Genomic DNA, 23,197 nt, shown 5'->3' on the forward strand with positions numbered 1-23,197 from the left:
CGTGTGGCGTCCCGAACGCCACGCGGTCGGCCGTCCGCGCCCATGTCCCAGGGTGTTCACCCTTGGGCGCGGACGGCCCACGCCGTGGTGCCCCGGCACGGTGTCCAGCTCTCCCCCTCAGGCCAGGGAGCCCAGGTATGCGCCTGTTCGCCTCCGCCCCACCTCGCCGCACCACGACCCCCCTCTCCCTCGTGCTCGCCGCCGTGCTGCTGCTCGTCGGCGGGCTCCTGCTCGCCCTCCCCGACCGGGCCGGCGCCGCCGCCGACACCCTGATCTCCCAGGGCCGTCCGGCCACCTCGTCCTCCGTCGAGGACGGCACCTTCGGACCGGAGAAGGCCTTCGACGGCGACTCCTCGACCCGCTGGGCCAGCGCCGAGGGCGTCGACCCGCAGTGGCTCCGCGTCGACCTCGGCCCGTCCGCCACCGTGTCCCGCGTCAAGCTCGTCTGGGAGGTCGCCTACGCCACGTCGTACCGGGTGGAGATCTCCGCCGACGGCACCACCTGGACCCGCCTCGCCACCGAGACGGCGGGGAACGGCGGCACCGACGACTGGACCGGACTCACCGGACAGGGCCGCCACCTGCGCGTCTACGGGACGGCGCGCGGCACCCCGTACGGCTACTCGCTGTACACGGTGGAGGTCTACGGCACCACCTCCACCACGCCCCCGCCCACCGGCTCCTTCACCGTCGTCGCCGCCGGTGACATCGCCGCGCAGTGCACGGCCTCCAGCAGCTCCTGCGCCCACCCGCAGACGGCGGCCCTCGCCCAACGGCTCGCCCCCGCCTTCTATCTGACGATGGGTGACAACCAGTACGACGACGCCCGGTTGTCGGACTTCCGGAACTACTACGACAAGAGCTGGGGCGCGTTCAAGGCGAAGACCCGGCCCGTGCCCGGCAACCACGAGACGTACGATCCGGCGGGCTCGCTCGCCGGCTACAAGGCGTACTTCGGCGCGATCGCCTACCCGCAGGGCAAGCCCTACTACAGCTACGACCAGGGCAACTGGCACTTCGTCGCCCTCGACTCCAACTCCTTCGACGACCCCGCGCAGATCCAGTGGCTCAAGGACGACCTCGCCCACACCACCAAGGGCTGCGTCGCCGCCTACTTCCACCACCCGCTGTACTCCTCCGGCGGCCACGGCAACGACCCGGTCTCCAGGCCCGTCTGGAAGATCCTGTACGCCGCCGGGGCGGACCTCGTCCTCAACGGCCACGACCACCACTACGAGCGCTTCGCCCCGCAGGACCCCGACGGGCGGGCCACCACCGGTGGCATCGTCGAGATCGTCGGCGGCATGGGCGGCGCCAAGCCCTACGACATCGAGACCGTCCAGCCGAACAGCCAGAAGCGGATCAGCGGCACCTACGGGGTGCTGAAGCTGGACCTCACCGACACCACCTACACCTGGCAGTACGTCGGCGTCGACAACCAGGTCAAGGACTCCGCCCCGACCTACACCTGTCACTGATGTACCTCGCGACCACCGGTCGCCCGGACGCGCCGCCCGCCCCCTCGGGGGTCCGGCGGCGCGTGCCCGGCACCGTCCTCGCCCTCGGCACGGTCAGCCTCGTCACCGACGTCTCCTCCGAGATGGTGACCGCCGTCCTGCCGCTGTACCTGGTCCTCGGACTCGGCCTCTCCCCCCTCCAGTTCGGCCTGCTCGACGGCCTGTCGACCGGCGCCACCGCCCTCGTACGGCTCCTGGGCGGCGCCACCGCCGACCGCGGCGGGCGGCACAAGACGGTCGGCGGCCTCGGCTACGCCCTCTCCGCCCTCTCCCGGCTCGGCCTGCTCCTCGCCGGCGGCGCCACCGGCGGCATCGCCGGGGCCCTCGCCGCCGACCGGCTCGGCAAGGGCGTCCGCACCGCCCCGCGCGACGCCCTGATCACCCTGCACAGCCCGCCCGAGGACCTCGGCCGCGCCTTCGGCGTCCACCGCGCCATGGACACCACCGGCGCCCTCCTCGGCCCGCTCGCCGCCTTCGCCCTGCTGTGGGCGACGGCCGACGCATACGACGCCGTCTTCGCCGTCAGCTTCTGCGCCGGGACCTTCGGCGTCCTGCTGTGGTTCCTGCTGATCCCCGGGCGCACACGCACCGCTCCCGACCCACGGCCCACCCCACGCCCCACCCCACGACCCGCCTCACGCGCGCGTGCGGGCCTGTTCTCCGCGCTCGGCTCCCCCGGCCACCGCCGGATCACCCTCTGCGCCGGGCTCCTCGGGGCGGCCACCGTCGGCGACTCCTTCCTCTACCTCCTGCTCCAGCGCCGCCTGGAGCTCGATCCGACCTGGTTCCCCTTCCTGCCGCTCGGCGCCGCCGCCGTGTTCCTGCTGCTCGCCGTCCCGGCCGGCCGGCTCGCCGACCGCCTCGGCCGGCGCGGCCCCCTCCTCTACGGGCACGGGGCGCTGTTCCTCGCGTACGGCCTCCTCCTCGCCCCGCTGCCCGACGCGGTCGTCCTGCCCGGCGTCCTCGTCCTCCTCGGGGGCTTCTACGCCGCGACCGACGGCGTCCTGATGGCGCTGACCGGCCCCTTCCTCACCGAGGGGCGACGGGCGAGCGGGCTGGCCCTCGTCCAGACCGCCCAGGCGCTGTCCCGCGTCGGCGCCGCCGTCGCCTTCGGCGCCCTGTGGACCGCGAGCGGTCCGGAGACCGCGCTCACCTGCGCCCTCGTCGCGCTGGCCGCCGCGGTCTGCTGCGCGGCGCGCCTCCTCCCGAGAGACCCCGCAACCGCCGCGAGAGGACCGTCCGCCCCATGACCCGGACCCGCCGTACCCGTACTCGTACTCGTACCCGTATATGGATCATCGTCCTGGCGCTCGTCCTGCTCGGCGGCGGGGCCACCGCCTACACCCTGCGGGCCGCCGCGGGCCGCACGGCCACCGCCGCCCTCCCCGCCGACCCCGGCTTCACCCTCGACGACCACCCCGGCGCCCTGTACGCCCGGGACTCGGCCACCGGCCGGGTCGCCCGCGTCGACCCGGCCGCGCCCGGCGGCCGGACGGCGCGCGGCCCGGCCTGCGACCGCTTCCACGCGGCCGGGAACACCGCCCTCTGCCTCCAGCGCAGGCCCGGCGTCCCGGCCCGCTCGTACGCGATCGTGCTCGACCGGCGGCTGCGCGAGGTGCGCCGGATCGGCCTGCCCGGCGTCCCCAGCCGGGCCCGGGTCTCCGCCTCCGGCTCGCTGCTCGCCTGGACGATGTTCACCACCGGCGACTCGTACGCCCGCTCGTCCTTCTCCACCCGCACCTCGATCCTCGACCTGCGCACCGGCTACCTGGTGAAGAACATCGAACAGATCCCGCTGACCCTCGACGGCCGCCGCCACCACGCCCCCGACGTCAACTACTGGGGCGTCACCTTCGCCGCCGACGACAACCGCTTCTACGCCACCGTCTCGACCGGCGGCCGCACCCACCTCGTCGAGGCCGACCTGGCGGCCTGGTCCGCCCGCGCGCTCCACGAGAACGTCGAGTGCCCGTCCCTCTCCCCCGACGGCACCCGGATCGCGTTCAAGAAGCGCGTCTCCCCCGGCCCGCACGAACCCTGGCGCCTGTACGTCCTCGACCTGGCCACCGGCCGCGAACACCCGGTGGCGGAGCACCGGGCCTTCGACGACCAGGCCCTGTGGAAGGACCCCCGCACCCTCGCGTACGGGCACGCGGGAGGCGTCTGGTCGGTCCCCGCCGACGGCACCGGCACCCCCCGCCTCCTCGCCGCCCGCGCCTCCTCGCCGAGCCTCGCGACGGCAACATCCCCGGAAACGGACGCGCCCCCGGACCTCGGCACACGGTCCGGGGGCGGCATCGCCGTGGGTCAGCCGATGGCTGTGGCGCTGAGCCAGCCGCTCGCGCTGGAGAGGAATCGGGTTCCGTGGCTGGTGCGGCCGCCGGGATAGAAGTAGAGGCGGCCGTCGGAGAGGCAGGCCCACAGGTCGGGGATGCCGTCCCTATTGACGTCGGGGGTACCGATGATCTTGGGGATGTTGGCGGTGCCCCAGCCGGTGGTTCCGTAGACCTCGTCCCGTCCGGTCTTGGAGCCGGCCGCGGTGGTCAGGGAGGCGAGGTCGACGCCTCCGCCCGCTGCGGGCTTGCCGTGGCGCAGGAGAAGACCTCGTTCGGTCTCGGGGCCGCGGAACAGCAGGTCGGGAGTGCCGTCGCCGCTGATGTCGGCGACGGTGAGGATGTCGCGGTCGGCCCAGGGGGAGTTGGCCACCATGCGGGCTTCGGTGAAGGAGGCTCCGGTGTATCCGATGAAGGCCCACATTTCACTGCCGGTGGTGGCGAACATGTCGGGCAGGCCGTCTGCGGTGATGTCGCCGGTGGCGACGATCTGGGAGAGGGCGCTGGGGGCCGGGGAGTTGGCGGGCAGCAGGATCTCGCGGCGGCGGTTGACGTTGACCGCTCCGTATCCGTCGCCGGGGTAGACCCAGAGCTTGCCCTCGACGCGGGCGATGAGGTCCTGCAGGCCGTCGCCACCGTAGAAGTCGCCGTTGTGCGTGATCAGGGCGTTGGAGAAGTGTCCGGCGGCGGGGGCGATGAAGGGTTCGAGGCTGTCGCCGTTGGGATCCCTCTCCGGGTTCTCCTGGTAGGCGCCGGACATGGAGAAGTCGGTGTCGCCGTTGCCCTTGACGGGGTTGGATCCTGGCGCGGTCTGCGAGGGGAACATGCGCAGGTTGCCGCCGGCGGTGATGGAGAACAAGTCGGGCAGGGTGTCGCCGGTGAAGTCTCCGGCGACGTCGGCCTGGTCCCTGGGGGTGACGTAGAAGAAGTACTTCGTCGGTTCGGACACGTGCCCGGCGCCGTCGACGGTCCTCACGTACAGCACGTTGGGTCCGGCGGCCGGTGGTGTGGCGGTGACGTTCGCCGCGACCGTGGTGGCGGTTCCGGCGGTGCGGGCCACCGTGTGGGGGAAGCTGTTGGTGTTGTAGCCGTACTCGTAGCGGATGACGTCGGTTTCGAGTGCGCGGAAGGTGACGACCCCGCTGGAGCCGAACTTCTTCTTCGACCAGTTCTTGTCTTCGGGCTCGTTGCCGAAGGCGTTCTCGTTGCCGTCGGCATTGGGGAAGTCGGTCGAGGTGACCCGGGGCGCGCGGGGGGCGGCGCTGTCGAAGATGAAGCGGCAGGGAGATTTGTAAGGGGCGAAGACGGAGGTCGCTCCGGCCTTATCGACGGCCCGGACCTGCCACGAGTACAGGGTGTTGTTCACGAGCCGGGAGGTGGGAAAGGCGCTCGTGGTGCGCTTGGCGTCGGTGGTGTCGGCGCCGACGGACACGGTTCCGGTCGAGCCGAGCATGTCGCCCGTGATGCCCCACTTGCCGGAGGGCCACAGGTTGAAGTCGAGGTGGGCGAGGTTGTCGTCCCAGTCGCCGGACCGGGCGGTGAAGTTGATGTCCGTGGAGCCGACGCGGGGGTAGGGCGCGCCGGTGCTGCACTTGAAGTCGGGGCCGAGGTCGAGCTCGTAGGGAGTGCGCGGGGCCCGGTTGTAGGTGACTTCCAGGACGGGGGCGTTGTCGCCGTCTGCCCGGAACTTCTTCCAGGCGTACTGAGAGTTCTCGTTGCGGGCGCGCAGACCGAAGGTGATGAGATCCTTGCCCTTGTTGGAGGTGGTCTGCGCGGCGGCGGTGACGTCGAAGGTCTCGTACGCGTCACGGCAGCCGGTCTTGTAGCCGTGGGCGAAGCTGCGGATGCGGGCGGCGAGGTTGCCGTCGTGGAGCTTGGGCGCGTTGCTCCAGTTCGTACGGCTGTTGACCGGGCTGGTCAGATGCACGCTCATGGAGCGTGCGCTGCACGACCAGGAGTAGGTCTCCAGGACGCGCAGCGTGGCCTTCTGGATCTTCGCGCCCTTGATCTTCTTGTCGAAGGCGATGTTGAAGTACGAGCGGGACGTTCCCCAGGTGTCGGATTCGAACCCGACACGAGCCTCGTGGGTGCCGCCCTTGTTGAAGTCCTTGCCGTTGAAGAAGGTGGCCTTGGGGTGACGGCTGTAGGCCGTGGTCCAGTCCTGGGTGTGCTTCTTGACCGTGGGGTCGATGAAGACCGGGTAGACGGTGGCCGGGTCGTTGAGGAAGTCGGTGCTCGGGGCGAGCGTCCAGTTGCCCTGGGACAGGTCCGCCTCGACGACGTCGCCGCGGGATTCAGGCGAGGGGCCGTTGAGCAGAGGCAGGTTCAATGTGGCCCCCGTATCCGGCTGTGACGGCGTGGGGGTCGGCTCACCCGGAACCGTGGGCAGCGGCGGGTCACTGATCGTCGGCGCGGCGCCGTCGGTCGCCGTGGGCAGCACCTCGTTCTCGGGGTCCACCACGTCGTCGGCAAGCTCTTCGGTGGCCGTGGCGACCGGGGCGGCGGTGGGCGGCGTGGGCAGTGTCGCCTCGGGCGATTCCGAGGCGGTCGGCTGGGCTGACGCGCCGGCCTCGCCGTCGGTGACGGCCGGAGCGCCGCTGCTGTCCCACATCAGAGGCGTCGGCGACAGCGCGACCTCTTCGCCCCGCGGCGTCTCCGCCGCGACGATCCCGGACAGCGTGTCGAGACGGAAGTCGAGCGTCGGCGAGGTGAGGCCGTAGGACAGCTGCGCGACGCGTGGATCGGCCGCCGCCTGCCGGTTCTTGACCACCAGCATCTGGGCGAACCCGTCGTCCTCCGCGGTCAGCACCAGGTCTGCGCCGGGCAGGATCTCCGGATACAACGCCCTCGACCCGTCGATGATCGGCGCCGGAACCGTACCGGGCCAGGTCAGCTGGATCGTGTGCGCTGCCCCGTCGGCATCCGTGACCGTCAAGGCCACCAGCGGCGACGCCGTCCCCGCCTCCGCGGGCAGCGCCGGCAGCAGCAGCACCCGGCGGACGCCACCACGCGAGGCGCGCTCCCCATCAGGCCCGCCGGCCGAGAACACCACCCGCGTGTTCGTCGCCCTGGGCTGCCAGCCGTCACCAGTACGCCGCAGCGTCGTATCGATCGGCTTCCATTCCTCGCCGACCTTCGCCCACACCGGAGCGGCGTACGACCGCAGCATCATCAGCCCGTCCGGCCGCGCCCAGGTGCTGGACCGGGCGGTCCGCTCCGCGGTCACCTCGACCTGCTTGCCCGACTTCTTCGCCCGGGCGAGCGCGGTGCGCCCGTCCACCGCGGCCGGCTGCTTCCGTGCGGGCGCCTTGCCTGCGGAAGGAGCGGATGCGGGAGCGTTCTCGGAACCGGTGTGGAAGCCGGCGTAGGTGATGCCTCCGGCGGCGAGCGCGGCGGTGAGCACCAACGCGCTCGCTCGACGTCCGGGCAGCCGGCGCTGTCTGACTGTCATGAGTGTGAGGACCCCTTCCCCCAACATCCGGGCTCTCACAGCACCGGCTGGAACCGACGAGCCGGCCATGACGTCTTGGGTGGGCGAGTGAGGTCGGATCATCTCGGCAAGGGCATGGCTGGGCGAGCCGATGATGTCCCATCCATCCCTCGCCGTCATCCCGCGTCTGCGGCGGCCCGGACGGGGACGGTGTCGTACCGACGAGCACGACGGGACGCGGCAGAGGGCGGCATGGCGGCACCGCGGGGTCCGTGGAAGGGCGCGAACCGCGTGAACCGGCGTGAATCACCCCCAGGGAGCGGGTCATTCACCAGTGAATGTGGCATACATGCTGTTCACCCAGTCTTCACCCGCTGTCCGCGTCTTGCATGGAAGTAAGCCTTACTTCCCTTCCGAATGCACCTATCCCGCTACGTTCGGTGACGATCATCACGTGTGCCGTCGCACGCTGGTATTCCTTCACGAGTCACCCGCAGAATCTGCACCTACCTGAAGTGTCAAGACACGCGGTCCGTCTCCGGTCTCGCTCCAAGTGGTCCGGGGGGACCCCGCCTTGTTCCGTCGTATATCGCCCGTGCCCCGCCGTGCGCGGCGCACCGTCGTCCCCGTGCTGGGCGCCGCCCTCCTGATCGCCCTGCTGCCCGCGCAGTCCTTCGCGCTGCCACCGGACCCCACGACGATCGAGACCGGCCGAGAATCCCTCGAGGCGACCGATCCGCTCGGCCTGGAAGCCCTCCCCGAGAAGAAGCCTCTCGACGGCGAAACCTTCGAGAAGGACCTCGAAACCCTCAAGGTCGACGTCCCGAACAACCTCGAGCAGGCGCCCGCCGGCACCGCCACCCCGCCCCCCGCGGAGACGGGCTCCGTCACCTTCGGCTCGGCCACCAGCCCCGCCTCCTTCAGCACGAGCACGACCCAGACGGCGACAGCCACGAGCGGCGACCTCACCCAGGTGCCGAACCTTCCGGTCAAGCTCGGCCGGGCCGCGGGCCAGCCCATGCCCACCGGCACCTGGCAGGCCACCGTCGTCGACCGCGCGAACGAGATCAGCAAGGGCGTCGAAGGCGTCACCAAGGTCGGAGCCCTGGTGACCGTCCAGGCACCCGCGACCGGCTCCGTCCCGATCTCCGTCGGCCTCGACTACGGCACATTCCAGAACGTCTACGGTGCCGACTGGGCCTCCCGCCTGCGCCTGGTCCAGTTCCCCGAGTGCTACCTGACCACGCCTCTTGAGGAAGCCTGCCAGGCCTACGAGGAACTCGAGACCGCCAACGACACCACCACCCACTCGATCACCGCGACCGTCGACACCGCCGCCGACGGCACCACGGCCCCCGCCTCCGCCACGAGCACCACCACCTCCGGCACCGGCATCATGCAGGCCTCCTACACCGCCGCTGCGACACCGGTCGCAGCCGGCGACAAGGCCGTCATCGGCGCCGTCGACTCCGGCTCCGGCCCCGGCGGCTCCTTCAAGGCCACCCCGCTGGCCTCCAGTGGAAAGTGGACCGCAGGCGGCTCCTCCGGTGCCTTCACCTGGAACTACCCGCTCGCCATCCCGCCGGCCCCCGCCGGCCCCGCGCCGAACATCTCCTTCTCGTACAACTCGCAGACCGTCGACGGAAAGACCGCCGTCTCCTCCCCGCAGGCCTCGTGGATCGGCGAGGGCTGGGACTACGACCCCGGCCACATCCAGCGCCGCTACCGCACCTGCAAGGACGACACCAAGACCCTCACCGCCGGCACCCCCAACAACACAGCCAAGGCCAACAAGACCAGCGACCTGTGCTGGGTCTCGCCCAACGCCGTCATGTCCCTCGGGGGCTCCACCACCGAACTCGTCCGCGACGTCCCGGCGGGCGGCAACCCCGAGACCGAGACCGAGACCTACCGCCCCGCCAAGGACGACGGCACCCGCGTCGAACGTCGCACCGGCGCCGTCAACGGCGACAACAACGGCGAGTACTGGGTCGTCACCACGACCGACGGCACCAAGTACTACTTCGGCCAGAACCAGGTCGGCGGCGGCCACGCGGACACCAACTCCGTCTCCACCGTCCCCGTCTTCGGCAACCACCCCGGCGAACCCTGCTACACCAGCACCTTCGCCGACTCCCGCTGCGGCGCCGGCAAGCAGCAGGCGTGGCGCTGGGGCATCGACAAGGTCGAGGACATCCACGGCAACGTCATGATCGTCAACTGGTCCCAGGAGGCGAACCACTACGCCGTCCGGGACAAGCGGAACTCCCCCGAACAGTACGACCGCTTCGCCTACCCGAAGACCATCGAGTACGGCATGCGCGCCGCCGCCCTCACCAACCCCCCGGCCGTCGTCGAGTTCGCCACCGCCCAGCGCTGCCTCAAGACCGGCACCGTCTGCGACGCGGCCAACTTCGCCAAGACCGACGACCCCGGCGCCTACCGCCCCTGGTGGGACACCCCCGGCTCCCTCAACTGCAAGTCGACCTCCAAGCTCTGCCCCGGCTTCCCCTCCTTCTGGACCCAGCTCCGCCTCGCCTCGGTCACCACCAAGGCCGTCCGCGCCGGCCAGAGCGGCCTCGGCAAGGTCGACACCTACACCCTCAACCAGTCCTTCCCCGAAGACTGGTACGACACCGCCCCCAGCCTCTGGCTCAACTCCCTCACCCGCCGCGGCTACGCCCCCGGGGACACCACCGGCACCCTCCAGTCCAAGGACGGCGTCAGCTTCGCCCACTACACCGTCGGCCCCCGGTCCCCCCTCTACACCCGCCTGAAGGACAAGCAGCTCCCCAACCTCGTCCCCACCGGCCCCGGCGACAAGCGCCCCGCGTTCACCCGCCCCCGCATCGGCCTCGTCGCCACCGAAGCGGGCGCCGACATCGAGATCCAGTACAAGGGCGGCTGCTCGACCGAACCCGCAAGCGACCTCGGCAAGGCCAACGGAACCTGCTTCCCCGTCCGCTGGTCACCCGACGGCGAGGAGAAGACCCCCACCAAGGCCTGGTTCAACAAGTACCTCGTCCACTCGGTAACCGAAACCGACAAGGTCGCCACCCTCTTCACCAAGCCCATCACCACCAGGTACAGCTACGGCGGCGCCGCCTGGGCCAAAAGCGAGGACGAGTTCCTGCGCCCCGCCCTGCGCACCTACAGCGACTGGCGAGGCTACCGCCGCGTGGCCGTCACCAAGGGCAGCTCCACCACCGGCAAGATCCAGCGCAAGTCCGCCTCCGTCACCCGCTACTTCCAGGGCACCGGCGGAGAGGTCAAGGACGCCACCGGCACCGTCACCCTCCTCGCTGACGACGCCCCCCAATACGCCGGCATAATCGCGGAAGACCTCACCTTCCGCAACGCGGACGACGCCAGCGCCTACCTCGCCGCTCCCGAAGGCACCTCCTTCAAGGCACTCAATCGCACCCTCACCTTCCCCGAATCCACCCAGACCGCCTCCCGCGCCCGCGAAGCCGAAGACGGCACCGACCTCGACCGCCTGCGCGCCTTCCGCACCCTCGTCAAGCGCACCGACAACATCCAGGCCAACGGCAGCAGCTGGCGCGGCGTACGTTCGCAGACCCTCAGCCGCGACTCCTACGGCCTGCCCTCCATGGTCGAATCCGCCGTCGTCACCCCCAACGGCACAGGAGAGACCCTCACCGAGGTCACCTGCACCAACACCGCCTTCGTCCACAACACCGACGCCTGGCTCATCGGCCTCCTCAAGCACAAGCGCACCACCGCCACCACCTGCGCCGACTACGCGAACGCCGATCCCGCCAGCGAGATCAAGAGCTCGACCCACTACAGCTTCGACGGCGGCAACTACGGCGACGCCCCCACCAAGGGACTGGTCACCGGCGTCCATGACCTCAACGCGGCCGGCACCGCCCACGCCATCACCACCACGAACACGTACGACCCCCTCGGCCGCATCCGCACCGTCACCAAACCCCTGACGGGCAAGACCGAGACCCAGTACACCCCCGGTGACACCGGCGGCGCCGTCACCACCGTCAAGACCATCAACACCCTCGGCCACGCCACCACCACCACTTACGACCCCGGCCGAGCCCTGGCGCTCACGGTGACCGACCCCAACGGCCGCATCACCCGCACCCAGTACGACGCACTCGGACGCCTCACCGGCGGCTGGTCCCCCTCCCGCTCCACCGGTACCCAGGCACCCAACGTCAAGATCGCCTACCAGCAGGCCAGCGCCACCCCCACCGAGACCCGCCCCGCGGCCACCACCGTCGAAACCATCAAGGACGACGGCACCTACGCCAAGCAGGTCACGATCTACGACGGCCTGCTGCGCCAGGTCCAGACCCAGTCCGAGGCCCACGGCCCCGGACGCGTCGTCAGCGACACCAAATACGACGACCACGGCCTGGTCCGCGAACAGACGAGCGCCTACCTCGCGCAGGGCCAGCCGATCCCCAAACTGTTCAAGGTCAAGTCACCGACCCTGGTCCCCAGCCGTACCCTCACCTTCTACGACGGCCTGGAGCGCCCCGTCAGCCAGGAGACGCTGCGCGTCACCAAGCTCACGTACATCACCGCCACGACGTACGGGGACACCAGCGTCACCGTCAACCCCGGCGGCAGCACCGACCCCATGACCACGACCTACACCGATGCCCTCGGACGGGTCGTGAAGATCAACCACCACACAGGTTCCGGCAAGTACCGCTCCACCACGTACGGCTACGACAAGCGCGGCAACCGCGACCTCGTCAAGGACCCCGCCGGCAACGCCTGGACCTACGCCTTCGACGCCCGCGGCCGCCAGACCGTGGCCAGCGACCCCGACACCGGCACCACCAAGACGACGTACGACGACGCCGACCGCCCCACCATCGTCACCGACGCCCAGGGGAAGTCGACCTTCACCGTCTACGACGCCCTCGGCCGAGTCACCTCGGTCCACGAGGACAGCCTGCTCACCGACCCGGTCAAGAAGTACACCTACGACCGGACCGGCCTGCTCGGCCTGCCGTACGAGTCCATCCGCCACACCACCACGGGCGACTACGTCAACCGGGTCACCGGCTACGACACCGAATACCGCCCCACCGGCCGCCAGACCGTCGTCCCGTCCAACGCGATGACCACCGGCCTGTCCGGCACCTACGCCTACAGCTACACCTACACGCCCACCGGCAAGCCCCTGGCCACCACGCTCCCGGCCAAGGGCGGCCTCGCGGCCGAGAAGGTCATCACCCGCTACGACGAGGACGGCCTGCCCGAGTCCACCTCCGGCATCAACTGGTACACCTCCGACGCCACCTACTCCCCGTACGGACAGGTCCTGCGCTCGGTCTCCAGTGCCCAGCCCTACCGCGTGTGGACGACCAACTTCATCGACGACCACTCCGGCCGCCTCACCCGCACCGTGACCGACCGCGAGAGGGCGGGCCCCCACCGCGTCTCCGACACCGGCTACTCCTACGACGACTCCGGCTCGATCACGTCGGTGGCCCGGCAGGACGCGGTGACGGCCACCAGCACCGTCTGGGACAACCAGTGCTTCACCTACGATGTCCTGGGCGAACTGGTCAACGCCTGGACCTCCAAGCTGACCCCGAACGGCTCGGGAACCGGCTGCAAGGCCGCCAACGGCACCACCTGGGGCAACCGCACGGACGCAGCCTCCTCCACCGGCCCGATCGCCGACGCCTCCGCCGCCACCAGCGACGCCCCGGCCGGCCTGGCCAACACCGCCCCGGACGCCACGACCCTCTCCACCGACACGAACTCCTACCACCAGGCGTTCACCTACGACTGGATCGGCAACCGGGTCACGGCCACGGACCGCACCCCCGCCGGAACCACCACCTACACCTCCACCTACAACACCACCCAGCCCCACACCCTCGCCTCCGTCGCCTCCACCCCCGCCGGCAAGGAAACCAGCTACACCTACAACCCCACCGGCACCACCAAGACCCGCAACCTCCCCGGCACCGCCCAGGACCAGACCCTCCAGTGGACGGCCGAGCACAAGCTCGCGTCGAACACCGTCGGCACCACCAAGACCACCTACGTCTACGACGCCGACGGCAACCGCATCCTCGAGCACACCCCGAACACCGGCAGCACCCTCTACCTCGGCGAAACCGAACTCACCACCGACACCGTCGGCCTCATCACCCGCGCCTCCCGCGCCTACGCCCAGGCCGGCGCCCCCACCGTCGTCCGCACCACCACCAACCAGTCGGCAACCGGACACACCCTCAACGTCCTGCTCACCGACCACCTCGGCACGGCCCACACCACCGTCGAAGCTGGCGGCACCCAGCCCGTCACCCGCCGCGCCTTCAAGCCCTACGGCGAACCTCGCGGTCCCAAGCCCGCCAACTGGCCCAACAAGCGCACCTACCTCGGCGTAGGCATCGACGACACGATCTCAGGCCTCACCCACATCGGCGCCCGCGAATACGACCACAACACCGGCCGCTTCCTCTCCGCCGACCCCCTCATCGACATCACCGACCCGCTCCAGATGAACGGGTACACCTACGCCAACAACAGTCCCATTTCGTTCAGCGACCCCTCAGGGCTCTTCCTTGACGGCATCGGGGACGCCATCGGGGACGCCTTCACAGGTGCTTGGCATGCAACCGTCGACTATTCCTCAGAGATCCGCGAGGGATGGAACATCCTCACCGGCGACGGAGAGGAGGCGAGAGAGATCCGCGCGTCAAGAAAGCAAGCGCAGGAAAACAAGGGCAACCTCCTCAACGGGCATCAATTGCTCAGAAATATGGGCGGCCAACCTGCGCCGGACTCTTCGTTCTACAAAATTTCCTACTGGGTCACGAAACTCTTCATGCCGATTCTCCCAGGAGCCAACGCAGCGATCAGCGCTGCCACTAAGGGTGTGGGGGCAGGAAAAGCTGTTTCGAAGGTGCTCCCGAGGGCGGCGTCAAATGCCCCTGCGGCAGGAGATGAGGTTGGCGAAGTTGCTGCACGGGTTCTTCCGGATTGCCCTCACTCTTTCCTTCCCGGTACCGAAGTTTTGATGGCTGATGGAACTCGAAAGAGGATCGAGGATGTTGAAATTGGAGACTTCGTTCTAACCACGGACATCAAGTCTGGAAAGAACGTCCCGAGACGGGTCACCGAAACCATTCAGACGGAGACCGATAAGGAGTTCACCGAACTCACTATTGCCACCTCCGCCGACGAAGCCACGCTCACCGCCACCAGCACACACCCCTTCTGGGTACCGGAACTCGACAGCTGGATCGAGGCCGGCGACCTCGCCAACGGCCAGTTCCTCCGCACCAGCGCCGGCACCCATGTCCAGATCACCGCAGTCAAGCACTACACCAAGGGGCAGCGCACACATGACCTGACGATCGACGACCTCCACGCGTACTATGTGCTGGCGGGGGCCACGCCGGTCCTGGTGCACAACTGCAACACGTCGTATCAATTGTCGCTCGATACGCGAGCCGCAGTCGGTAGTGGAAATGCGCAGGCTTATCAGATCGCACACACCGGAGCGACCGAATACCGTGCCGTCGGTGGCGGAGAGAGGGTCTGGGCCGACGGATTCGATCGAAACACTGGGGAACTTCTCGATGCCAAATTCATCGAGAAGCCTGGCCGTAGTCCGTTCATTCCGGGATCAGGTATCCCCGATTTCATTCGAAGCAAGATCACGGCCAAGATGGACGATGAGTTCAGTAGATACGCTGCCGTGATCAATGATCCCTCCAATCCCCTGACAGGACTGCGGGTGATCACCAACCATTCAGGCGCGGTGCCATACTTCCAAGGGCTGATGCAGCAGCATGGCATCCCTGGGTCTGTGGTCGTGAGATAGGAGCAAGTCAGTGACGTACCTCGCCGTCTTTGAGAGCGATACGTGGCGTTTGGAGCGAAATGCTCTGGCCCTAGCCCTTGCCAGCGACTGGCCGCAGGCTCAGGTGAAGGTGGCTTCCCCGGGAGCTGCGGGGGCCGAGGTTCGCGATGTGGAATGGACCTACCGCTCCGAGTTGGGCGAGCTGGAGGGATACGCCCACGCGGATGGCCAGGGAATCTACTTGGAAGGGCCCATTGAAGTCGTGGCTGACTTTGTGGTCTGGTATCGCGGACTCGTGCCGGTTGAAGAGGAAATCGTCTTCTGTGATGACTCGTACAGCTTCGACGGGGTTGTTCCGTCGAACGCCTCAAGAGGAGACATTGTTGCGCTTGCGGAGTAAGGGGCTCTGCTTCGCGAAGTGAGGTGAAAGTCCGAGAGGCCCTGCTGGGAAGTCCAGCAGGGCCTCTCGGGCGTCTGACGACAACGTCAGCGGACAACGGCTGCGGCGGGTGGGTCTTCCGGTTCGTCGTCGGTCCGGCTGAGAGCGTTGCCGAGGGTGTCGATCGCCTGGCATTGGAGTCGGAGTCTCACATCGGCGTAGACGCCGGCGGTGACGCCGATGTGGGCGTGACCCAACAGCTCCTTGATCACGACGAGGTCGACGCCCTGTTCGAGGAGCAGAGTGGCGGTCGAATGGCGGAGGTCGTGGAAGCGGATGCGTCGGAGGCCGGCCCGGTTGAAGAAGCTGCGGAGCCGGCGGGTGAAGTTGGCAGGGTCGAGAGGCCGTCCGGTCGGCGTGGTGAAGACGAGCCCGCTGTCGCTCCAGTCCGTTCCTGCTGTCTCTCACCCCTTGCCCCTGCCGTCCTCTGTGCTCCTTGAGGGAGTGGAGGCATTCGGTCGGGAGCGCGATACGGCGTTCGGACACCCGGGTCTTGGTGGGGAGATGGGTGAGGCCGCCGGTGCGGGTGCGCTGGAGTGAGCGCCGGATGCTGGCCGTTCCGGCGCTGAGGTCGAGGTCGTCCCAGTGGAGGCCGAGGAGTTTGCCCTTGCGGGGTCTGGTGCGCAGGGCGAGTTCATACAGCGCGCGGAGCCGGTCGGCGCGGGCCGCGTCGAGGAACTGCCGGGCCTCGGCCGCTGTGAGCGGACGGAAGCGCCTGGGCTGGTGCGTGGTGGTCTTGACGTTGCGGGCGAATTTTCGAGGCAGCTCGTCTTCGCGGACCACGTGTTCCAGTGCCGGCTTGAGCACCGAGTGCACGAAGGTCACGGTCGATGCGGACAACTGCGTCTGGCAGCACTGACCGACGGCGCAGCATCTCTTCCGTTCCGTATCCAGGCTCCGGGCGCGGCACTGGCAGGTGGTGCGGAGGCGGTCGAGGAAGGTGCGCACATCCTTGGCCGTAAGACGAGCGCCCTTCAGCCTTGAAGTGAGCGCCTCATGCGTCGCCCGTGACCGGAGTCCGCTCCCAGGGCTGCCTGGCGCAACGTTTCGGACATGAGCAGGTCGGTGGACGGGGGGGGTATCGGAGAGGTCGGAAAGATGGGGGACGTGCCCCCATGTCCTCGGTGCGGGCGGCGGGACAGCATGGGTGCGGCAGGGCGACCGGTCGGACCGGGACCGCGGAGGAGGAGCGATGGCGGCTGGGGAGAAGCGGGGCGGCGGGGACGGCGCCGGCTTCGCGCCGGAGCGGCACGACCGGTCGGAGCGGGCCGAGGGGGGCGAGAGGGGCGCCGGGCGGCTCTCGTTCGGGGACGAGCGCTGGTGGCGGCGGGGGACGGTCGCCGTGCCGGAGGGCGGGGACGGGCGGTACGCGGAGTCGGCGGCGGCGGGGGCGCCGGACTGGGCCGAGTTCGCACTGGGGGCCGTGGGGGCGGCGCCGGAGGAGGCCGCCGTGCCGGAGGGGGAGCTGCCCGGGCTCAGCGGGTTCGAGCGGGTCGTCGGGGCGTTCGCCGAGCGGGCCGGGGAGCGGCTGGTGGCGGGCGTTCCGGAGGGCGTACGGGGGCGGGTGGACCTGGGGGCCGTCCGCGCCGATCTGGAGCGTCATCTGCGGCGGCGGCTGGCCCGGGCCGCCGCCCGGACCCTGGTGCTCGAACTCCACGAGGCGCGTCGGGCGGGGCGGCTCGACGGGGCCGATTCCCGGGCGCGGTACCGGGACTTCGTGCGGCGCGCCGGGACGCGGGAGGGGCTCACGGAGCTGCTCGCGGGGCGGCCGGTGCTCGCGCGGATCCTGTCGCGGGCCGGCATGGACGCCGCCGACGCGCTCGGGGAGATGCTGGGGCGGCTCGTGGAGGACCTGCCGGTCGTCTCCGAGCGGCTGCTCGGCGGGGATCCGGGGCGGCTCGCGGGGGTCGAGCCGGGGGCCGGGGACGGGCACGGGGGCGGCCGTTCCGTGATGCTGCTGCAGTTCGAGGGCGGGGCCCGGCTGGTGTACAAGCCTCGGCCGATCTCCGTGCACCGGCACTTCAACGAACTGGTGGCGTGGTTCAACGGGCTGCCGGACGCGGTGGAGTTGCGGACGCTGCGGCTGCTCGACCGGGGGCGGTACGGCTGGGTGGAGTTCGTCGAGGCGCGGGGGTGCGCGGAGTCGGCGGAGGTCGAGGCCTTCTACCGCCGCCAGGGGGTGCTCCTCTCGCTGCTGCACGTGCTGGACGGGACGGATCTGCACCACGAGAACCTGATCGCCGTCGGCGGGCATCCGGTCCTCGTCGACCTGGAGACGCTCTTCCATCCGCCGCTGACCGGGGCCGTCGCCGAGGATCCGGCCTCGCGGGCCCTGCAGGACTCGGTGTACCGGGTCGGGCTGCTGCCGCAGCTGCTCGTGGGGGACGACAGCGCCCTCGACGTGTCCGGGGTGGGCGGCGGGCGGCAGGCGCCCTCCCCCGTGGTCCGCGCCGACTGGGCCGACGCGGGCACCGACACCATGCATCTGGTGCGCCGGGCCGGGACGATGGGCGAGTCCGCCAACCTTCCCAGGCTGAGGGGGGAGTTCGCCGAGCCGGGTGCCCATGTCGAGGCGATGTGCGCCGGGTTCCGCGCCGGGTACACGGCGATCAGCAGGGCCCGCGACGAACTGCTGCTGCCCGGCGGCCCGTTGGACTCCTTCGTCGACGACGAGGTACGGGTGGTGGCGCGCCCGACGTGGGTGTACACCATGCTCCTCGACGAGTCGACCCATCCTGATCTGCTGGGCGACGCGGCGGCACGGCACCGGATCCTGGAGACGCTGCGCACCGACGAGCTCGGCGCCGCCGCCTTCCCTGGCCTGGAGGACGACGAGCTCGCCCAGCTGTGGGCGGGGGACGTGCCGCTGTTCACCGCCCGGCCCGGCGGGACCCGGCTGCACGGCAGCGGCGGGCGGCCGACGGCGGTGGCGACGGAGCGGCCCGGGCTCGCCCGGGTCCGGGAGCGGATCGCCGCGCTCGACACCGTGGACCGGCAGGACCAGGAGTGGATCGTCCGGGCCGCGATGGTGACCTCGTCCCGGGCACCCGCGCACCGCCCGCCGGGCAGCCGGCGGGCCCGTACCGCGGACTACGCCCCCGAGCCGGAACGGCTCCTGTCGGCCGCCCGGTCCATCGGCGACCAGCTGGTGTCCCAGGCCTACCGGGGCGCCGGACGCACCAACTGGATCGGTCTGGAGCTGCTGGACGAGCGGTACTGGCGGATCGGGCCGATGGCGGCGGACCTGGCGGGCGGCTACACCGGACCGGCCCTGTTCCTCGCCCAGTTGGCCGCGCTGACCGGGGCGGGACACTACGCGGAGGCGGCCCGTACGGCCCTGGCGCCGGTCCCCGGCCTCCTGGACGCGCTGCACGAACACCCGGACAACCTGGCCGTGGTGGGCTCGGGGGCGTTCTCCGGGCTCGGCGGCATCGCCTACGCGCTGGCCGAGACGGCCCGGCTGCTCGACGACCCCGAGGTCGGCGAGTGGGTGGCGCCCGCCCTGCGGCTCACCGGCGCGGCGGCCCTGTCGGAGCACGAGCACGGGTACGGCTCCGGTACCGCCGGCGGCCTCGTCGCCCTGCTCGCCGGCCACCGCGCGGTCGGCGGGACGGAGACCTGGCGGACCGCCCGCGCCTGCGCGGACCGGCTCGTCGAGCTCCTCGCCGCCGGGCGGCTGCGGGGGCGGCCCGACGTGGCGACGGGGCTCGCGGGGGCGGGCTGGGCGCTGCTGCGGTTCGCCGAGGCGGGCGGCGGCAACCACGCGCGCCGGGCGGGCCTCGCCGCGCTGCGGGAGGCAGTCGGCGGCGATCCGGCCGGCCGGTCCGGCGCCTGGTGCCGGGGTCGGGCCGGGATCGCGCTGGCCGTCCTGGACGGTGCGGGCGCCCTGGACGACCCGCTCCTGGCCCGCTGGGCCCGGGAGACCGTCGACGTGGTGGCGCGGGGCGGGCCGTCCGGGGACGACAGCCTCTGCCACGGGGAGTCGGGGCTGCTCGAACTGCTCGGCCACGGGGCGCTGCCGGAGGCTCGGCCGCACTGGGTGCGGCGGGCCGGGGCGCTGCTCGCGGCGGTCGAGGAGGCGGGGCCGGTCTGCGGCACACCGGACCGGGTGGCGCATCCCGGCCTGCTGACCGGGCTCGCGGGGGTGGGGCACGGCCTGCTCAGGGCCGGCTTCCCCGACCAGGTGCCACCGGCGCTCCTCCTGCGTCCGGCCGTACGGGCGTCCGCGGCGCCGGGCCCGGCGGGGGGCGGAGCCGTACCGGCCCTCCGCGGCTCCCCCTGAGCGCGCGGGGAAGCACAGGGGGGAAGCACAAGGGGGAAATGCGGGGGAAGGCGCACGACCACGGCGACATCCAACGGTGCAGCATCACACCAACCACGAAGGACGAGGCGGGAATCATGCAGATCAGCCACTCGGTGACGCACGTCGACGGCGCGCAGGAGAACACGGTCCAGGGGCACCCCGCGGGCGAGGTCACGATCGGCGTCGGCGGGCGGCTCGGCATGCGCAGCCGGCTCCTGCGGGCCTCGGCCGCCGACCAGGCGGGCTACTCCGCGGACATGCCGTTCACCACCTTCACCATCACCTGTGCGGACTGACGCACGACGGGCTGAGCACACGTCACCAGGCGCTGTCCGCAAGGACATCGAGGGCCCGGGGAACCTCCCGGGCCCTCTGCCGCGCATGGAGAAGATCAAGTAGTTTGTGCGCATGCGTGCGACGTCTTCGGTCATCGTAGGGCGGGACTCCGAGATCGGGCTTCTGGGCCGCGCTCTGGACGGCGCCGCGCGGGGCTCGGGGAGCGCGGTGTTCCTCGTGGGCGAGGCGGGGATCGGGAAGTCGCGGCTGGCCGGGGAGTGCGCCTTCCGTGCCTACGGCCTCGACATGCCGGTGCTGCGTGGGCGCGCCACCTCGACCGGGCTCGTCGTCCCCTTCCGCCCGCTGGCCGAGGCGCTCTCCTCGCGCTTCCGGGCGGCGGGGACGCCCGACGACGCCGAACTCCTCCCCTACCGGCCCGCGTTGGCGAGTCTCGTGCCGGAGTGGCGGGGCGGGGCCGCGCCCGGGTTTCCGGACTCGCTGATCGAGCTGGCCGAGGCGCTGCTCCGGCTGCTTTCGGTGCTGGGCCGGGAGCGGGGCTGCGTGATCCTCCTGGAGGACCTGCACGACGCCGACACCGAGACGGTCGCGGTGGTGGAGTACCTGGTCGACAACGTCGCGGGGTTACCCGTCCTCCTGGTGGCGACGCTCCGCCCGGACCCCGGCCCGGCCCTGGACCTGGCGCACGCCGCGGAGCTGCGCGGCACCGCCGCGGCGCGGGAGCTGGGTCCGCTGGGGGACGAGGCGGTACGGGACATGATCGCGGCGTGCCTGGAGACCGGGCGGGGGGAGGTGCCGCAGGCCGCGCACCGGCTGCTGTCGGAGCGGGCGGGCGGGAACCCGTACGTCCTGGAGGTGCTGCTCGCCGATCTGCTCGACACGGGACGCCTCGGCCGGACGGACGAGGGGTGGCGGCTCGCCGAGCGCTTCGATCCCACCGTGCCCACGGGCATCGTGCGGAGCTGGGCGCGGCGCCTCGCCCGGCTCGACGAGCCGGTGCGGACGCTGCTGCTGACCGCGGCCACGCTCGGCGGGCGGTTCTCCGTCAGCGTACTGAAGGACGTGACCGGCTTCGACGACCGGTCGCTATTCGCGCATCTGCGCTCGGCCTCGGAGGCGGGGATCATCACCCCGGACGGGGCCGCGTACGACCAGTACACCTTCCGTCACGTGCTGACGGCGGAGGCGCTGCGGGCGACGCTGCCGCCGGCCGAGCAGGCCGCACTGGCCCGGCAGGCCGCCGAGGTGCTCGAAGGCCCCGGCGAGGCTGGGCGCGAACTGTCGGACGAGGCCCGTCAGTTGGTGGCGGCGCTTCGGCTCGCGGCCGGTGACGAGGCGGCGGCCGCCCGCCAACTGGAGCTGGTCGGGCGCCATATGCTCGCCGCCGGCGCGGCCGGCTCGGCGGTGGTGCTGCTCGAACGGGCCCGCAAACTGGCGGCCGAGGACGGGCGGGACGCGGTCACGGTGTCGCTCGCCGTCGCACAGGCCCAGTCCGGGCAGCTGGACACGGCCCGTGCCCTGCTCGACGACCTCGCGCCGGTGTCCGCGGGCTCGCCGGCCGCCGAGGCGCGGGCCGAGGCGCTGGTGGAGGTCGCCTGGGTGGCGACCATGGCGGAGCAGCGGGAGGAGGCGCTGTCCCTGACGCGGGCCGCCCGCGCCCTGCTCGGGCCCGCGCCGCTGCCGGTGCACGAGGCGGCGCTCGCGGTGGTCGAGGGGCATCTGACGCTGCTGCCGGGCCACGCGGGGCGCGAGGACCCGACGGAGGCGGAACGTTCCCGCACGCGCGAGGACCTCGCGGAGACGGAACGTTCCGCCAGACGGGCCGCGCTGATCGCCGAGGAGCACCGGACACCGGTCGTGGCCTGCCGGGCCTGGCAGTTGCTGGCCCTGCTCTCCCGCGAGCGGGGCTTCGGCGAGGCCGACGCCTGCCTCGAACGCATGCTGGCCGTCTCCGAGGAGCACCGGCTCCCGGTGTGGCGCGCCGAGGCCCTCGTCCGCCTCGGCGCCAACGCCTTCATGCGGACCGGTGAGGCGGCCCGCCTCGAAACGGCCCGCTCGGCCGCCCGGGAGCTCGGCTCACTCGCCCTCCTCCAGCACATCGACGGCATGCTGGCGATGCAGGCGGTGCTCGGCGGACGCTGGGAGCGCGCCACGGAGATCGTCGAGCAGTCGGTCGAGGCGAGCGTCCGGGTCCGCAACCACGCCGCCCACCGCTATCTGCTGCTCGTGCGCGCCACCTCCGCCGCCCACCAGGGGCGCTCCCGCGAGCGGGACCAGGCGCTGACGCGGCTGCGCCGCGCGGGCGGCGAGGAGTCGATGCTCGTCCCCCTCCAGCGCGGCCTCTGTCAGGCGATGGGGGCGCTCATGGAGGAGGACCGGGAGCGGGCGCTGGCCGAACTCGACGCCTCGCTGGCCTGGGAGCGGGCGCACCCCAGCTTCTTCTACCTGAGCGGACGGTACGGGCTCCGCCCGCTGCTGCGCGTCCTGAGCGGCGCGGACGACCGGGCCGCGTACCGGGAGACGCTGGCCTCCCCGGGCGCGGCGCTCGCCTGGAACCGGGTCTTCCTGGGCATGGCGGACGCCGTGCTGCTCGGCCGGGAGAAGGACCGGGCGGGCGCGCTGCGGGCCGTACGCGCCACCGGGGAAGCCGCGCGGGCCTTCCCCCAGGCCTGGCACCTGGCCCTGCGGCTGACGGCCGAGGCCGCGCTCGCCGACGGCTGGGGCGAACCCGTGGCCTGGCTGCGTACCGCCGAGGAGTACTTCTACGGCGCGGGCGTCCAGCCGGTGGCGGCGGCCTGCCGGGCCGCGCTGCGGCAGGCGGGCGTGACCGTCTCGCAGCGCCGGGGCGGCCGCGAGCGGATCCCCGCCGGGCTGCGCGAGGTCGGCGTGACCCCGCGCGAGCACGAGGTCTTCGTGCTGCTCGCCGAACGTCCGGGCAACCAGGAGATCGCCCGGCGGCTGCACATCTCCCCGCGCACGGTGGAGAAGCACCTGGCGAGCCTCCTCGCGAAGACCGGCCGCGCGGACCGCGCGGCCCTCTGCGCCCTGTCCGCCGAGAGCGCCGG

General features: G+C 71.3%; 9 protein-coding genes and 1 pseudogene. 8 read left to right on the top strand and 2 right to left on the bottom strand.

All coding sequences use genetic code 11. The annotated features are described in order from the left end of the window. The first annotated feature begins 137 nt into the window (after window positions 1–137). The 3 genes from HHL19_RS21285 to HHL19_RS21295 are packed head-to-tail and all read left to right on the top strand — an operon-like array spanning window position 138 to window position 3,906. Entirely contained in the window at window positions 138–1,478 is a 1,341-nt protein-coding gene (locus HHL19_RS21285) for a discoidin domain-containing protein (protein ID WP_169091870.1), read from the top strand. Continuing rightward, window positions 1,478–2,767: an MFS transporter gene (locus HHL19_RS21290; RefSeq protein WP_169091871.1), complete on the top strand. Its 1,290-nt coding sequence runs from the start codon at window positions 1,478–1,480 to the stop codon at window positions 2,765–2,767. Before HHL19_RS21285 ends, HHL19_RS21290 begins: the two co-directional genes overlap by 1 nt. After that, on the top strand, window positions 2,764–3,906 hold the full coding sequence (locus HHL19_RS21295; RefSeq protein ID WP_240981751.1) for a hypothetical protein: 1,143 nt from the start codon (window positions 2,764–2,766) through the stop codon (window positions 3,904–3,906). The genes HHL19_RS21290 and HHL19_RS21295 overlap by 4 nt, the downstream gene beginning before the upstream one ends. Here HHL19_RS21295 and HHL19_RS21300 read toward each other — a convergent pair. Continuing rightward, window positions 3,825–7,301 (bottom strand): FG-GAP-like repeat-containing protein, encoded by a 3,477-nt coding sequence (locus HHL19_RS21300; RefSeq protein WP_169091872.1) that lies wholly within the window; start codon window positions 7,299–7,301, stop codon window positions 3,825–3,827. The genes HHL19_RS21295 and HHL19_RS21300 overlap by 82 nt on opposite strands. A 997-nt stretch (window positions 7,302–8,298) precedes the next feature. On the opposite strand from HHL19_RS21300, the gene HHL19_RS21305 reads away from it, so the two are divergent. Together HHL19_RS21305 and HHL19_RS21310 are read left to right on the top strand one after the other, a co-directional pair. Then, window positions 8,299–15,117 carry a polymorphic toxin-type HINT domain-containing protein gene (locus tag HHL19_RS21305; RefSeq protein WP_240981788.1) on the top strand — a complete coding sequence of 2,273 codons (6,819 nt, stop codon included), beginning with the start codon at window positions 8,299–8,301 and terminating at the stop codon, window positions 15,115–15,117. A 10-nt stretch (window positions 15,118–15,127) separates the two neighbouring features. After that, on the top strand, window positions 15,128–15,496 hold the full coding sequence (locus HHL19_RS21310; protein ID WP_169091873.1) for a hypothetical protein: 369 nt from the start codon (window positions 15,128–15,130) through the stop codon (window positions 15,494–15,496). 86 nt (window positions 15,497–15,582) lie between these two features. Here HHL19_RS21310 and HHL19_RS36845 read toward each other — a convergent pair. Beyond that, window positions 15,583–16,510, bottom strand: a pseudogene (locus tag HHL19_RS36845) (site-specific integrase); the annotation flags it as partial. A 217-nt stretch (window positions 16,511–16,727) separates the two neighbouring features. Between HHL19_RS36845 and HHL19_RS21325 the strand changes: the two are divergent. The 3 genes from HHL19_RS21325 to HHL19_RS21335 form a co-directional block, all read left to right on the top strand. Next, window positions 16,728–19,817, top strand: a complete 3,090-nt coding sequence (locus tag HHL19_RS21325; protein WP_169091874.1) for a type 2 lanthipeptide synthetase LanM family protein — start codon at window positions 16,728–16,730, stop codon at window positions 19,815–19,817. Between the two features lie 116 nt (window positions 19,818–19,933). Next, window positions 19,934–20,134 carry a hypothetical protein gene (locus tag HHL19_RS21330; RefSeq protein ID WP_169091875.1) on the top strand — a complete coding sequence of 67 codons (201 nt, stop codon included), beginning with the start codon at window positions 19,934–19,936 and terminating at the stop codon, window positions 20,132–20,134. Window positions 20,135–20,246: 112 nt separating this feature from the next. Continuing rightward, window positions 20,247–23,197, top strand: a 2,951-nt coding sequence (locus HHL19_RS21335) for a LuxR family transcriptional regulator (protein ID WP_169091876.1), incomplete at its 3' end; no start/stop codon positions are given.

The sequence above is a fragment of the Streptomyces sp. R302 genome (assembly GCF_012927245.1).
GTDB lineage: Bacteria > Actinomycetota > Actinomycetes > Streptomycetales > Streptomycetaceae > Streptomyces.

Excerpts from the sequence above, each read along its gene's own strand:
- HHL19_RS21285 (WP_169091870.1), top strand. The coding sequence starts at position 138 with ATGCGCCTGTTCGCCTCCGCCCCACCTCGCCGCACCACGACCCCCCTC.
- HHL19_RS21290 (WP_169091871.1), top strand. The coding sequence starts at position 1,478 with ATGTACCTCGCGACCACCGGTCGCCCGGACGCGCCGCCCGCCCCCTCG.
- HHL19_RS21295 (WP_240981751.1), top strand. The coding sequence starts at position 2,764 with ATGACCCGGACCCGCCGTACCCGTACTCGTACTCGTACCCGTATATGG.
- HHL19_RS21300 (WP_169091872.1), bottom strand. The coding sequence starts at position 7,301 with ATGACAGTCAGACAGCGCCGGCTGCCCGGACGTCGAGCGAGCGCGTTG.
- HHL19_RS21305 (WP_240981788.1), top strand. The coding sequence starts at position 8,299 with ATGCCCACCGGCACCTGGCAGGCCACCGTCGTCGACCGCGCGAACGAG.
- HHL19_RS21325 (WP_169091874.1), top strand. The coding sequence starts at position 16,728 with ATGGCGGCTGGGGAGAAGCGGGGCGGCGGGGACGGCGCCGGCTTCGCG.
- HHL19_RS21330 (WP_169091875.1), top strand. The coding sequence starts at position 19,934 with ATGCAGATCAGCCACTCGGTGACGCACGTCGACGGCGCGCAGGAGAAC.